The organism is Hydrogenophaga intermedia (assembly GCF_023715105.1).
GTDB lineage: Bacteria > Pseudomonadota > Gammaproteobacteria > Burkholderiales > Burkholderiaceae_C > Hydrogenophaga > Hydrogenophaga intermedia_A.
On sequence record NZ_JAMBNO010000001.1, the window covers coordinates 183,512 to 196,742 of the forward strand.

At 69.0% G+C, this 13,231-nt stretch carries 12 protein-coding genes; 7 read left to right on the plus strand and 5 right to left on the minus strand.

Annotated elements, in window-relative coordinates:
* Positions 1-22: 22 nt before the first annotated feature.
* Complete coding sequence (locus M3149_RS00890; RefSeq protein ID WP_251707449.1) at positions 23-802, minus strand: enoyl-CoA hydratase; 780 nt, start codon at positions 800-802, stop codon at positions 23-25.
* Positions 803-904: 102 nt separating this feature from the next.
* On the opposite strand from M3149_RS00890, the gene M3149_RS00895 reads away from it, so the two are divergent.
* The 3 genes from M3149_RS00895 to M3149_RS00905 all read left to right on the plus strand — a co-directional run bounded on the left by M3149_RS00895 (position 905) and on the right by M3149_RS00905 (position 6,487).
* A complete protein-coding gene (locus M3149_RS00895) occupies positions 905-2,158 on the plus strand; it encodes an NAD(P)/FAD-dependent oxidoreductase (RefSeq protein ID WP_251707450.1) in 1,254 nt (417 codons plus the stop codon).
* Positions 2,159-2,303: 145 nt separating this feature from the next.
* Positions 2,304-3,104 carry a phosphodiesterase gene (locus M3149_RS00900; RefSeq protein WP_251707451.1) on the plus strand — a complete coding sequence of 267 codons (801 nt, stop codon included), beginning with the start codon at positions 2,304-2,306 and terminating at the stop codon, positions 3,102-3,104.
* 92 nt (positions 3,105-3,196) lie between these two features.
* Entirely contained in the window at positions 3,197-6,487 is a 3,291-nt protein-coding gene (locus M3149_RS00905) for a PAS domain-containing protein (RefSeq protein WP_251707452.1), read from the plus strand.
* 3 nt (positions 6,488-6,490) lie between these two features.
* Here M3149_RS00905 and M3149_RS00910 read toward each other — a convergent pair whose 3' ends face one another.
* Positions 6,491-7,390: an inositol monophosphatase family protein gene (locus M3149_RS00910; RefSeq protein ID WP_251707453.1), complete on the minus strand. Its 900-nt coding sequence runs from the start codon at positions 7,388-7,390 to the stop codon at positions 6,491-6,493.
* Between the two features lie 123 nt (positions 7,391-7,513).
* Here M3149_RS00910 and M3149_RS00915 point away from each other — a divergent pair, with 123 nt between their 5' ends.
* The gene (locus tag M3149_RS00915) at positions 7,514-8,257 is read left to right on the plus strand and encodes an RNA methyltransferase (protein ID WP_251707454.1); all 744 of its coding nucleotides are present in this window, start codon (positions 7,514-7,516) and stop codon (positions 8,255-8,257) included.
* 28 nt (positions 8,258-8,285) lie between these two features.
* Positions 8,286-9,050: a serine O-acetyltransferase gene (cysE, locus tag M3149_RS00920; protein WP_251707455.1), complete on the plus strand. Its 765-nt coding sequence runs from the start codon at positions 8,286-8,288 to the stop codon at positions 9,048-9,050.
* A 93-nt stretch (positions 9,051-9,143) separates the two neighbouring features.
* On the opposite strand, the gene M3149_RS00925 is transcribed toward cysE, so the two are convergent.
* Genes M3149_RS00925 through yjgA form a run of 3 tightly spaced genes read right to left on the minus strand, consistent with a single transcriptional unit; the run spans position 9,144 to position 10,869 of the window.
* Complete coding sequence (locus tag M3149_RS00925; RefSeq protein ID WP_251707456.1) at positions 9,144-9,620, minus strand: FKBP-type peptidyl-prolyl cis-trans isomerase; 477 nt, start codon at positions 9,618-9,620, stop codon at positions 9,144-9,146.
* 17 nt (positions 9,621-9,637) lie between these two features.
* Positions 9,638-10,240, minus strand: a complete 603-nt coding sequence (gene mog / locus M3149_RS00930; RefSeq protein ID WP_251707457.1) for a molybdopterin adenylyltransferase — start codon at positions 10,238-10,240, stop codon at positions 9,638-9,640.
* The gene (yjgA, locus tag M3149_RS00935) at positions 10,237-10,869 is read right to left on the minus strand and encodes a ribosome biogenesis factor YjgA (RefSeq protein ID WP_251707458.1); all 633 of its coding nucleotides are present in this window, start codon (positions 10,867-10,869) and stop codon (positions 10,237-10,239) included. The genes mog and yjgA overlap by 4 nt, the downstream gene beginning before the upstream one ends.
* 77 nt (positions 10,870-10,946) lie before the next feature.
* Here yjgA and pmbA point away from each other — a divergent pair, with 77 nt between their 5' ends.
* Entirely contained in the window at positions 10,947-12,344 is a 1,398-nt protein-coding gene (pmbA, locus tag M3149_RS00940; protein ID WP_251707459.1) for a metalloprotease PmbA, read from the plus strand.
* A gap of 22 nt (positions 12,345-12,366) precedes the next feature.
* Positions 12,367-13,230, plus strand: coding sequence for a DMT family transporter (locus M3149_RS00945; protein ID WP_251707599.1), 864 nt, complete (start codon positions 12,367-12,369; stop codon positions 13,228-13,230).
* The last annotated feature ends 1 nt before the right edge of the window (position 13,231 follow it).

A 13,231-nucleotide genomic window follows, 5' to 3' on the forward strand; every position in this document is an offset into this window, starting at 1 on the left:
GACTGTAGCCGATCGCCCTGGCTCACCCGCCCTGCTGGGAGCGCCCGCGCGCCTGCACCTGCTCGCGGCGCGCGGCCAGCTGTTCACGGTCGAGCCGTCGCGACCACTCCCGGCTGCGCTGCTGCTCCAGTTGCAGTGCTTCCCCCAGCGGCAGGCGGTGGCCTTCGTCGATCAGGCGCTTGTAGGTCACCAGCATGGCGGCGTCGGCGCTGGCGATGTCGCCCGCCAGTGCCAGCGCCGCGGGCAGCAGGGCATCGGGCTCCACCACGCGGTTCACCAGCCCCCAGCGCTCGGCGGTGGCGGCATCGACGAAGTTGCCCGACAGGGACATTTCCATGGCGCGCGAGCGGCCCACCAGCCGACTGAGCTTTTGCGACAGACCCCAGTAGGGCACGATGCCGATGCGCGCGTGCGTATCGGCGAAGCGAGCCTGGGTGCTGGCGATCAGGATGTCGCACGCCAGGGCCAGCTCCAGCCCGCCGGTGATGGCCACACCGTTGATCGCGCCGATCACGGGCTGCGGCATCGCCGCCAGGGCCGCGGACACGTCGTTGTCGGCGTTGCTCGGCACCAGGCCGCGCTCGCCAAGCTCTTTCAAGTCCAGCCCGGCGCAGAAGTCGCGCCCGGCACCGGTGAGCACCACCGCGCGCACGTCGCTGTCGGCGGCGATCTCGCGCAGCGCGCGCACCAGCGCTTCGCGCAGCCCGATCGACAGCGCGTTGAGCGACTGCGGCCGGTTCATGGTGAGTACGGCCACGCCTGCCTGCGGGCGGGTGGTCAGCAGCAGCGGGGTGTCGTTCATCGGGGTGTTGGCAGGCTGTGGCAACGCGCTTCATTCTGCGCCGGCGCGCCACGCCCCTGTGTCGCCCATATGATTCCGGCGCCCCTGGTCGACCGTGAAGCGATGAGCAACTCCCGAACCCCCACCAGCGTGCTCGTGCTTGGCGCCGGCATGGTCGGTACCTGCACCGCGCTGCACCTGGCGCAGCGTGGTCACACCGTCACGCTGGTCGACCGACGCGAGCCCGGTCGGGAGACCTCGTATGGCAATGCCGGCATCATCCAGCGCGAGGCGGTGGAGCCCTATGCCTTCCCGCGCGAGTGGGCGACGCTGGCACGGGTGGCGCTCAAGCGCGGGGCCGATGTGAATTACCACCTCGGCGCACTGCCCGGACTTGCTGCGCCGCTGCTGCGCTACTGGCGCCATTCCAGTCCGGCGCGCCATGCGCGCATCGCACAGGCACACGAGCGCCTGATCGCACATTGCCTGAGCGAACATGAACCGCTGATCGCACAGGCCGGCGCCGACGACCTGGTGCGCCGTGACGGCTATCTGGCGGTGTTTCGCAAACCGGCTTCCCTGCGTGCGGCACAGGACGATGCGCGTCGGCTGGCCGATGCGTGCGGCGTGCGCCATGCGGTGCTCGATGCCGGGCAGTTGTTGCAGACCGAGCCTGCGCTGCGCCGGCGCCTGGCTGGCGCCATCCATTGGCTCGACCCCTGGTCGGTCAGCGATCCGGGCGGGCTGGTGGCGCGCTATGCGGCGCTCGCCCAGCGGCTAGGTGTGCGGATGCTGCAGGGCGATGCCACCACGCTGCGCGCCACATCCGGTGGCTGGCAGGTGCGCAGCGCCGAGGGTGTGGTCGATGCCGAGCACGCGGTGGTGGCGCTCGGGCCCTGGTCCGACGCGCTGGTGCGAGCACTGGGCTATCGCTTCCCGCTCTTTGCCAAGCGGGGCTACCACCGCCACTACACGGGTGGCCAGGCCCCGCGCCTGAGCCTGCTCGACGCCGACGGTGGCCTGGTGATCGCGCCCATGCAGCGCGGGGTGCGCATCACCACCGGCGCCGAGTTCGCGCGCCTGGACGCCCCACCAACGCCCGTGCAGCTGGCCCGCGCGCACGCCTTGGCCAGCGAGTTGCTGGTCCTGCCGCAGCCCGTGGAGCCCGAGCCCTGGCTGGGCGCGCGCCCCTGCACCGCCGACATGCTGCCGGTCATCGGGCCGGCGCCCCGGCACCGCGGGCTGTGGTTCAACTTCGGGCACGCGCACCAGGGCTTCACGCTCGGGCCCGTGAGCGGGCGGCTGCTGGCGGAACTGATCGAGGGCGCAAGGCCCTTGGTGGACCCGGCGCCCTACGCGGCGCAGCGTTTCGGTTGAACCGGCGGTTTTGCCGACGCGCGCGAGCGTCGCCCCGCGCCCCCGACCCGATTCGTCCCCTTTTTGTTCTGGCGTGCCTGTGCGTTCCTTGGTCCAATCTCGCGGCAGGGGGCGGGCTGACCTGCCCTTGGGGGAAAGAGACCGCATGCTGATCGCCCAGCTATCCGATCTGCACGTCTGCGCACCGGGGCGCTTGCTCGGTGGCGCTGTGGACACCAATGCCATGGCCCGCGCCGGTGTGCGTGCGCTGCAGGCGCTGCGCCCGGTGCCCGACGCGCTGCTGCTCAGCGGCGATCTGGTGGAGGCCGGGGGTGCGGCCGAGTACCGCCACCTTCTCGAGATGCTGGTCCCCATCGAGTGGCCGATCTATCCGCTGGCGGGCAATCACGACGAACGCGCCATCCTGCGCGAGGCGCTGGGTTTTCGCATGGGGCCACACCGCGCAGCCATGGCCGATTTCCTGCAATACGAAGCGTCCCTCGGACCCTTGCGGCTGCTGGCACTGGACACCGTGGTGCCGCGGCAGCCCCACGGTGCCCTGTGCGCGCGTCGGCTCGACTGGCTGCGTGAGCGCCTGCAAGCGGATGCACGGCCGGTGGTGATCGCCATGCACCACCCGCCGTTTGCCACAGGCATCGGGCACATGGATGACATGGGCTTGCGCGAAGGCACGGCCGCGCTGGAATCCCTCGTGAGCACGCACCCGCAGGTGCAGGCCGTGCTGTGCGGCCACCTGCACCGCAGCATCCAGACGCGCTTTGGCGGCGCCCTGGCCAGCACCTGCCCGAGCCCGGCGCACCAGATCGCGCTCAACCTGCAGGGCCTGGCACCCGATGGGTATGTGATGGAGCCGCCGGGCTTTCAGCTGCACCTGTGGCACGGCCAGCGGCTGGTGAGCCACACGATGCCGATCGGCGACTTCGGCGGCACGCGGCCGTTTGCCTGAGCCGCACTCGAGGCTGCCCCCCGGGTTCCCCCGGGGATGGTGGCGTGCGTGGGGCGTGGGGCACAATGGGTCGGCCCCGTACCGCAAACACCTTGGATTCCGTCGCCCCGCTCCCGCTTTCCCCGGCGGCTCCCGATTCGCCGGAACTGCCGTATCGCGCGCTGTTCATGGCGTCGCGCGTGGCCGCATCCATCACGCGGCGCAGCGATGGCCGGTTGATCGAAGTCAACCAGGCCTGGGAAGCACTCACCGGTGTGAGCCGGGCCGATGCCATCGGGCGCACCACACTCGAACTCGGCCACTGGAGCGACGAGGCACAGCGTGCCGCGTTCCTGGAACTTGTGCCCGGGCAGTTGCCGCCAACGCGACTGCAATTCAGAGGCGGTATTGCGCATCTGGTGCGCATGCATGTGGCCGTGGTGCGCGATGGCGGTGAGGATCTGCTGCTGGTGCAGGTGGTGCAGGCCGAGCGCGAAGTGGAGGCGGAGACCGCGCGCGAGCGCAGCGAGCATGCCCTGCGCGCGGCCAACATCGAGCTGCAGCAGCGCGTCGAGCTTCACGCCGAGATCGAGCGCACCGCGCGGGTGGGGCACTGGACCAACGCCGAGAGCGAGCAGGAGGTCTACTGGTCCGACGGGTTGTACGAGATCGCGGGCTTGCAACGGCAGGACCGCCTCACCCGCGCGCTCGGGCGCGGTGGCATTCACCCCGACGACATGGACGCATGGCTGCAGGCGCGCCAGCACCTGGACGGCCGCGAGGTGGTGTTTCGCTGGTACCGGCCCGACGGCTCGATGCGCTGGTTTCGAACCCGCATGGGCCTGACCACGGTCAAGGGCAACCCGCAGACGGATTACGGCGTGGTGCAGGACATCACCGCCGAACGCGAGGCCACCAACCGCCTGGCCGATAAGCTGCGGCTGTTGCAGAACATCGCGGCGCGCGTGCCCGGCATCATTTACGAAGCGCGTCTCACGCCCGACGGGCGCAGCGTGATCACCTTCGTCAACGACGCCGTGCGGGAGTTGTTCGGTGTCGAGCCTGAGGCGCTGATGCGCGATTCGCAGGTGTTGTTCGACATGCTGCACCCCGAGGACAAACCGCGCGTGATGGCCTCGCTGGAGCGATCGGCACGCGAACTGGTGCCCTGGCGCGAGACGTACCGCGTGGTGTTGCCGGGCGTGCGCGAGCGCTGGCTCAGCGTGGAAGCCATTCCGCAGACCGAACAGGATGGTTGTGTGGTGTGGCACGGGTTCACGACCGACGTGACGCAAAAGCGCGCTGACGAGCAGCGGCGCGAGCGCATCAACCGCATGCTGGCCGCCGTGACGCAGGCACAGACCCTGTTCATCGAAGGTCAGGACAAGCGGCCGGCGTTCCAGGGACTGCTCGATGCCTTCCTCTTGGTGACTGGCAGCGAGTACGGCTTTCTGGGCGAGGTCGAGTACGACCACGATGGCCACCCCTATCTGCGCACCCACGCGATGACCGACATCTCGTGGGACGACGCATCGCGCCGCCTGTTCGACCAGCACCGCGAACGCGGCATGGAGTTCCGCAACCTCGACACCCTGTTCGGCCACGCTCTGCGCACCGGTGAAGCGGTGATCGCCAACGACCCGACGAACGACCCGCGCGCCGGTGGCATGCCCCACGGGCACCGTCCCATGAACGCCTTTCTGGGCGTGCCGCTGGCGGTGGGCGATCAGCTGGTGGCCATGGTGGGCCTGGCCAACCAGCCGGACGGCTACAGCGCGGACGATGTCGAGTTCCTGCAGCCCTTGCTGGGAGCCTTGCGCCAGCTCGTCATGGCGTGGCGGGCTCACAAGGAGCGCCAGCGCACGCGGGAAGAACTCGAGCGCACCGGCCGCCTGCTCGCCGAGAAGAGCGAGGCGCTTCACATCACGCTGGACAGCATCAGCCAGGGCCTGGTCAAAGTCGATGCCGAGGGCCGCTTGCGGGTCTACAACCGCCGCTTCCTGGAACTGCTGGACTTGCCCGAGTCCGTGGTGACGGCACACCCCACACATGACGAGTTGATCCGCTTCCAGACCGAACGTGGCGACTTCGGTCCCGGCATGGAATGGGTGGATGCGCACGCTCGCGAATACCTCACGCTCATGTCGCAAGCGGCGCTGCCCGAGCATTTCTGGCGTCGAACGCGCCAGGGCCGCACGCTGGAGATACGCACCTTCCGCCTGCCCGAAGGCGGGTTCGTGCGCACCTACGCCGACGTGACGTCCTACATTGCCGCGCAGGACGCGCTGCGCGACGAACGTCAGCGCCTGGCCTGGGTGCTCGAGGCCACGCGTCCGGGCATCTGGGAGACCAACCTGGCCGACGGCACGATGGTCATCAACGAGCGCTGGGCCGAGATGCTGGGGCATACGCTGCAGGAGCTCGAGCCCGTCAGCTACCAGACCTGGGTGTCCCGCATCCACCCCGAGGACTTCGTTCGTGCAACCGCCTTGCGCGACCGGCATGCGTCGGGCGAGCTGCCCTTCTACGATTGCGACATCCGCATGCGCCACAAGGATGGCCACTGGGTCTGGATCAACACCCGCGGGCGCGTGCACCGGCGCGACGAACAGGACCGCGCGCTCTTCATGTCGGGTACGCACCTGGACATCAGCGACCGTGTGGCCGCGCAAGAGCAGATCCGCGCCCTCAACGCCAGCCTGGAACAGCGCGTGCAGGAACGCACGGCCGAGCTGGAGCGATCCATGCGCGACATGGAAGCCATTTCGTACTCCATCGCACACGACCTGCGCGCTCCCCTGCGCTCGGTCAACGGCTTCGCGCAGGTGATTGCCGAGGAAGAGGCGGCGCGCCTGAGTGAGCACGGGCGCGAGATGTTTGCGCGCATTTCGCGTTCGGCGAGAAACATGGGCCAGATGATCACCGACATGCTGGAGCTGCTGCGTGTGGTGCAGGTGGAGCTGGAACCGCGCCCGGTAGACATGGCTGCCCTGGCGCACGCGGTGGCCGAGGCCCTGGGTCCGCAAGCGCCGGCTGCGCGCATCGACGTACAGGCGCTGCCGCTGGCCATGGGCGACGCGACGCTCTTGCGGCAGGTGCTGAGCAACCTGATCGACAACGCGTTGAAGTATTCACGCCAGCAGAGCGAGCCGCGCGTCGTCGTCGGCCACGATCCGTCGCAACGCGCCTATTTCGTGCGCGACAACGGCATCGGCTTCGACATGGCGCGCGCCAACAAGCTGTTCGGTCTGTTCCAGCGCCTGCATGTACACACCGACGTGCCTGGCATGGGCGTCGGCCTGGCCATCGTCTCGCGCATCGTTGAGCGCCATGGCGGGCGCGTGTGGGCCGAGTCGGTGCCGGGGCAGGGCGCCACGTTCTGGTTCAGCCTTCCCCTGGCTTGACCGTCACTCGGTCGCGTCGTCCGCCTTCGGCGTCACCACCGTTTTGCGCGCGGCAGCGCGCGCCTGGCGCACCGCGGCTTTGTCGCCAGCGCTGGCGAACTTGCTGTACTTGCCCGTCAGGGCCACCAACTGGCCGTAGATCTTCGGGTTGGCGGCCAGGCATTCCTTTTGTTCGAGGAAGTCCGGCTCGCCGGTGAAGTTGCCGATCAGGCCACCCGCCTCGGTGACGAGCAGCGAGCCCGCGGCCACGTCCCAGGGCGACAGGCCCATCTCGAAGAAGCCGTCGGTGAAGCCCGCGGCCAGGTAGGCCAGGTCGAGCGCGGCCGAACCCGGGCGGCGCACGCCGGCCACCTTGGGCATAACCTCGCCCAGCATCTGCATGTAGGTCTGGAAGGCGTCACCCGGGCGGAACGGGAAGCCGGTGGAGATGAGGCAGTCGCGCAGCGTGGTGCGCTTGGCCACGCGGATGCGGCGGTCGTTGAGGTAGGCGCCGCGCCCGCGCGTGGCGCTGAAGAGGTCGTTGCGGGTGGGGTCGTAGATCACGGCCTGCTCGATTCGGGCGTCCACCATGAGCGCGATGCTCACGCAGTAGACCGGAAAGCCGTGAATGAAATTGGTGGTGCCGTCCAGCGGATCGATGATCCACACGTGGTTCTTGTCGCGCCCCTTGCCCGGCTGCTGGCCGGATTCCTCGGCCCAGATGCCGTGGTCGGGGTAGGCGGTGCGCAGGGTTTCGATGATCGCGGCTTCGGCCGCGTGATCGACCTCGGTGACGAAATCGTTGGTCTGCTTGACCGAGACGCGCACGGCTTCGACATCGAGTGCGGCGCGGTTGATGATGGCGCCGGCGGCGCGGGCGGCCTTGACGGCCACGTTGAGCATGGGGTGCTGGCTGGACGACATGGATTGTGACCTTCGCGCCGCAGCGCAACGGTGAAGAGCGGGGGGAGGGGGGGCCGCCGCGTGCCCGGCGATGCGGGCGGCGACAATGGCGTCGATTTTACCCGGCCACCCCATCCCCCGCCCATGCGCACCCGATTCGTCCTCATCGAGACCAGCCACGCCGGCAATGTGGGGGGGGCCGCGCGCGCTCTCAAAGTGATGGGTTTCGATGACCTCGTGCTGGTGCGCCCGCGCTGGGCCAACGTGCTGCGCAAGGAAGAAACCATCCAGCGCGCCAGCGGCGCCACCGACGTGCTGGCGAAGGCGCGTGTTGTCGACACACTGGACGAGGCGCTGGAGGGAATTACCCATTTGTGCGCCACGGCCATGACGCCGCGCGACTTCGGCCCGCCCACGCGCGCGCCACGCGAGCACTTAGCGCAGCTGCTGGCCGGCGGCGAGGTGCCAACGGGCGTGGCCTTCCTGTTCGGCAGCGAGCGTTTCGGCATGGCCAACGAGGACGTCTACCGCTGCCACGTGGCGCTGTCGATCCCCACCGCGCCGGGCTACGGCTCGCTCAACCTGGCTGCAGCCGTGCAACTGCTGGCCTACGACTGGCGCCAGGCGCTGGGCGGGTTTTCCGTGGCTTCCCCGGTGGCGCAACGCCAGTCCGCGCAGGTGGCCGACGCCGCCGCCCTGGCCGGCATGCTGGAACACCTGCAGCAGGCCCTGGTGGCGGTGGATTTTCTGGACCCCGCGGCGCCGAAGAAGCTGATGCCGCGCCTGCAACAGCTTTTCAACCGCGCGCAACCGAGCGAGGAGGAAATCCACATTCTTCGCGGTGTTGCCCGCGCCATGCTGCAAACCGCCGAGCGCGCGAAACGCTAGACTGGCCGGCCCTGAAACGGCGCAACCCATGTTCACACGCCTTCGCTCCGACATCCAGTGCATCCTCGAGCGCGACCCGGCCGCGCGCAGCGCCTTCGAGGTGCTCACGTGTTACCCGGGCCTGCACGCGGTGGTGCTGCACCGCGCCGCGCACTGGTGCTGGACGCACGGCCTCAAGTGGCTGGGCCGCTTCATCTCGCACCTGGCTCGCTTCTTCACCGGCATCGAGATCCACCCCGGCGCGGTGATCGGCGAGCGCGTGTTCTTCGACCACGCCATGGGCACGGTGGTGGGGGAAACCGCGGTCATCGGCGATGGTTGCACCATCTACCAGGGCGTCACGCTCGGCGGTACCTCGCTCTACAAGGGCACCAAGCGCCACCCCACGCTGGGCCGTGACGTGGTCGTGAGCGCTGGCGCCAAGGTGCTGGGCGGTTTCGAGGTCGGCGACGGCGCCAAGATCGGCAGCAACGCGGTGGTCATCAAACCTGTGCCCGCGGGCGCCACGGCGGTGGGCATTCCGGCGCGCATCATTCCCAGCAAGAAGGGCGAGAGCGCCGACGTGACGGAGACCAAGTTCTCGGCCTACGGCGTCACGCAGGAAGACGATCCGCTGTCACAGGCCATGCGCGGGCTGATCGACAGCACCGCCAGCCAGGAACACCAGATTGCGCTGCTGTGGCAGGCGATCGAGAAGCTGGCCGAGGCGCGCGAGCGCGACTGCGTGCCCACGGATGCTCAGCGCGAGGAGCACTTCCAGGCCGAAAAGCTGAATCAGCTGGTGGGCAAGTGATGTCCTGACCCAGCGGCGCCGCGGAACCGGCTTCGCCGGGCCGTGGGCGCCGTCCCCCCGGGGGGAGACGTCCGCCAGGCCAGCGCAGGGGGGTCAATGATGATGCCCGTGGTCGCCGTGTGCGTGGCCGTGCTGGATTTCCTCGGCACTCGCCGCGCGCACGTCCAGCACCGTGAGCGCGATCTTCAGGTCTTCGCCTGCGAGCGGGTGGTTGCCGTCCAGCAGCACCTTGTCGCCCTTGATCTTCACCACGGTGAAGATCTGGCGGCGGCCTTGGTCATCCGTGCCTTCGAGCTGACCACCGACCTTCACACCGGGCGGAAACTGCGATTTGGGGATGCTGGTGACGAGGGATTCGTCGCGCTCGCCAAAGGCCAGCCCGGGTTGCAGCGTGAGCGTGGTGGTGAAGCCCTTTTCCTGGTTCTCCAGCGCGATCTCGATGCCGGGCAGCGTGTTGCCATAGCCGCCATGCAGGTAGGCGCGCGCGGTCTTGCCGTCGTCAAGCAGCTTGCCCTTGGCGTCGTGGATGCGGGCGGTCACGGTGACCACGGTGTCTTTTTCGATCTTCATGCAGGTCTCCAGGGTGTTCAGCGCGCGGGTCGCAGGGCGTTCTTCGGTCGCCAGGCCTTGATCACCTCGTCGTGCGTTTCGAGGTACGGGCCACCGATCAGATCGATGCAGTACGGCACGGCCGCGAAGATGCCGTTGACCCGAACCGAGCCGTCGGGGTTCTTCGCACCTTCCAGGGTTTCGGCGATGGCCTTGGGCTGCCCGGGCAGGTTGATGACGAGGCTGTTGTCGCGAATCACCGCCACCTGGCGCGACAGGATGGCTGTGGGCACGAAGGCCAGGCTGATCTGGCGCATCTGCTCACCGAAGCCCGGCATTTCCTTGTGCGCCACGGCGAGCGTCGCCTCGGGCGTGACGTCCCGTTTGGCCGGGCCGGTGCCACCGGTGGTGAGCACCAGCGCGCAGCCGGCGTCCACCAGTTCGATCAGCGTGGCACTGATGCGCTCCTGCTCGTCGGGGATCAGGCGCGGCTCGAAGGTGATGGGGTTCTTGAGCGCGCGTGAGAGCCACTCCTGCAAGGCAGGCAGACCCTTGTCCTCGTAGACGCCGCTGCTGGCGCGGTCGCTGATGGAGACGATGCCGATGCGCACCGGGTCGTGGGCGGGGGTGTGTTCGCTCATGTGGTTTCGTTCGACGTGTTGCCGCCGCGGGCCAGTGCGGCCTTGACGAGCTGGAAGATGTCGCGGTAGGCGCGGCCGTGGCGCTGCGCTTCGCCAGGCTTGTCGGGGTGGGCCTGCGCGTCCTTGCGCGCCTGGCGGATGAGCGTGCGCAGGTGCTGCACGTCGGCCTCGGCGTCGAGCGAGAGCCATTCGGTGAGCGCGCCGTCGTTGGCGATCAGGCGGTCGCGCCATTGCTCGGCCAGGTGCAGCTGCAGCGTGGCCTCGGCCGAGGGCTTGCGTTGCTCCTCGATCGCGGCCTCGATGGCGGCAATCTTCTCCTCGGGCAGCTTGCGCATGAGCTTGCCGACGTACTGGCTCTGGCGGCGCCGGCCTTCGAAATTGGTGATGCGGCGAAGTTCGTCGAGCGCGTCGATGAGCTGGTCTTCGAGCTCGAGTGCTTTGAGCAGGTCGCTGCGCAGCGTGAGCAACTGCTCGCCCAGGTCTTGCAGTTTGTCGCTCAGCTTCTTGAGGTCGCCGCGGCTCATTCCGTCGGTGCCTTTGGCCTCGCGCTTGAGCTCTAGGTCGAGCTCGCTGCCCTCGGCGACGAATTGGCCGCGAACGAAATAGCCTCGGGTGGGTTTGCGCGCCATGCGGGGGAGGGGGTTCGAGTGGGCTTGCACGCGCGCTCCAGCGCCGTGCAAAGGGGGCCCGTATCATAGCGGCCGCCATGCTCAAGACCTCATCGAACGCCCCGCTCCCCGGTTTCCACCACAGCCGCCACCAGTTCGAAGAGCTGGTCGATCTGGCGCTCTCGCACGCGAAATCGCTGGGTGCCAGCGACGCCGCTGCCGAAGCCTCCGAGGGATCGGGGCTGAGCGTTTCGGTGCGCAAGGGCGAACTCGAGAACGTGGAGCGCAACCGCGACAAGTCGCTCGGCGTCACGGTCTACCTCGGCCAGCGCCGCGGCAACGCCAGCACCTCCGACTTTTCCCCCGCCGCGATCCGCCAGACTGTTCAGGCGGCCTACGACATCGCGCGCTTCACCGCGGAAGACCCGGTGGCCGGCCTGCCCGACCCGCAAGACGTGGCCGACGCCTACCCCGATCTGGACCTTTTTCACCCCTGGGACCTGAGCGCCGAACGCGCGGCGGAGATCGCGCTGGCCTGCGAAGCCGCGGCCTTTGCCACCAGCAAACAGATCACCAACAGCGAAGGCGCCGGCGTCTCGGCGCAGCAGTCGCACTTCTTCGTGGCGCACATGCGCGGCGGCGAGCGCGGCAAGCCCGGCATCTTCAGCGGGGGCTATGCCAGCTCGCGACACAGCCTGTCGGTGGCGCCCATCGCGGGCAAGGGCGACGGCATGCAGCGCGACTACTGGTACAGCTCCATGCGCGCGCCCGAGGACCTGGCCTCGCCCGAGGCCGTGGGCCGCTACGCCGCCGAACGCGCGCTCTCGCGGCTGCGTGCGCGCAAGATCAAGACCACCGAATGCCCGGTGCTGTTCGAGTCGCCGCTGGCCGCGGGCCTGCTGGGCGCTTACGTGCAGGCCACCAGCGGTGGCGCGCTGTACCGCAAGACCAGCTTCCTGGCCGACAGCCTGGGCAAGCGCGCGATGGCCGAGCATCTGGATATCGTGGAAGACCCGCACCTGCGCGGCGGCAAGGGCAGCGCGCCGTTCGACGATGAAGGCGTGCGCACATCGGCCCGCAAGGTGGTCGAAGCGGGCGTGGTGCAGGGTTATTTCCTGTCCACCTACTCGGCGCGCAAGCTGGGCATGCGCACCACCGGCAACGCCGGCGGCTCGCACAACCTCACGCTCACGAGCCGGCGCACGAAGAAGGGCGACGACCTCGACGCCATGCTCAGGAAGCTCGGCCGCGGCCTGTTCGTCACCGAGCTCATGGGGCAGGGCGTCAACCCGGTCACGGGCGACTACTCGCGCGGCGCCTCGGGCTACTGGGTCGAGAACGGCGTCATCGCCTACCCGGTGCAGGAGATCACGATCGCCGGCAACCTGAAAGACATGCTCATGGGGATCGAGGCCGTGGGCGCCGATGCCTACAACTACGGCGCCAAGACCGTGGGCTCGGTGCTGGTGAATCGCATGAAGGTGGCGGGGAGCTGATCTGCGCCCCGAAGCGCTTGCGCTGCTCGCTGCTGCTTGCTGGGCGGTCGCGGCGCTCTTTTCGGCACCCGCCTCGCAACGCCTTGGCGCCATCGCCTTCAGCCGCTGGCGCATGCTCTTCGCCGCCGGGCTGCTGTGGTCCATCGCCATGGCCAGTGGCGGCTGGCGCAGCCTCGATGCTTCGGCATTCGGCCTGCTCGCGCTTTCGGGCCTGATCGGCATCTTCATTGGCGACACCGCGCTGTTCGCCTGCATGAACCGGCTCGGGCCGCGCCGCTCGGGTGTGCTGTTCGCCACCCACGCCATGTTCTCGGCTGTGTTCGCATGGGCTTTCCTGGGCGAGTCGCTCTGGGGCTGGGCGCTGGTGGGCAGCGGCTTGCTGGTGGCGGGCGTGATGCTGGCCATCCTCAAGGGCCGCCGCGACGACGAATCGCATGCCTGGGAGCAGACGCGTGGCCGACTCGCCATCGGCGTGGCGCTGGGCCTGGTGGCCGCGCTGTGCCAGTCGATCGCCACGCTCATGCTCAAGCCGCTCATGGCCAGCGGCATCGACGCCATCGCCGGCTCGGCCATGCGCATGAGCACCGCGTTTGCGGCGCATGTGTTGCTGTGGCTGGTGTGGCGGCGCGCGAAGGCAGTGCAGCCCATGCGCTGGCGCGAGGCCGCTCAGGTGTTCGGCAGCGCTGCCATCGCCATGGCGCTGGGCATGACGCTCATTCTGCAGGCCATGAAAGACGGCCAGGCCGGGTTGGTGGCCATCCTGTCCTCGGTCACGCCCATCGTGGTGCTGCCGTTGCTGTGGCTGGTGTACCGCCGCCGCCCGGCCTGGGGCGCGTGGGCGGGGGCGGTGCTGGCGGTGGTCGGGACGGGGCTGGTGCTGGGTTGAG

Excerpts from the sequence above, each read along its gene's own strand:
- pmbA (WP_251707459.1), top strand. The coding sequence starts at position 10,947 with ATGCTCAAGACCTCATCGAACGCCCCGCTCCCCGGTTTCCACCACAGC.
- M3149_RS00910 (WP_251707453.1), bottom strand. The coding sequence starts at position 7,390 with ATGTCGTCCAGCCAGCACCCCATGCTCAACGTGGCCGTCAAGGCCGCC.
- mog (WP_251707457.1), bottom strand. The coding sequence starts at position 10,240 with ATGAGCGAACACACCCCCGCCCACGACCCGGTGCGCATCGGCATCGTC.
- M3149_RS00900 (WP_251707451.1), top strand. The coding sequence starts at position 2,304 with ATGCTGATCGCCCAGCTATCCGATCTGCACGTCTGCGCACCGGGGCGC.
- yjgA (WP_251707458.1), bottom strand. The coding sequence starts at position 10,869 with ATGGCGCGCAAACCCACCCGAGGCTATTTCGTTCGCGGCCAATTCGTC.
- M3149_RS00895 (WP_251707450.1), top strand. The coding sequence starts at position 905 with ATGAGCAACTCCCGAACCCCCACCAGCGTGCTCGTGCTTGGCGCCGGC.
- M3149_RS00890 (WP_251707449.1), bottom strand. The coding sequence starts at position 802 with ATGAACGACACCCCGCTGCTGCTGACCACCCGCCCGCAGGCAGGCGTG.
- M3149_RS00915 (WP_251707454.1), top strand. The coding sequence starts at position 7,514 with ATGCGCACCCGATTCGTCCTCATCGAGACCAGCCACGCCGGCAATGTG.
- M3149_RS00925 (WP_251707456.1), bottom strand. The coding sequence starts at position 9,620 with ATGAAGATCGAAAAAGACACCGTGGTCACCGTGACCGCCCGCATCCAC.
- cysE (WP_251707455.1), top strand. The coding sequence starts at position 8,286 with ATGTTCACACGCCTTCGCTCCGACATCCAGTGCATCCTCGAGCGCGAC.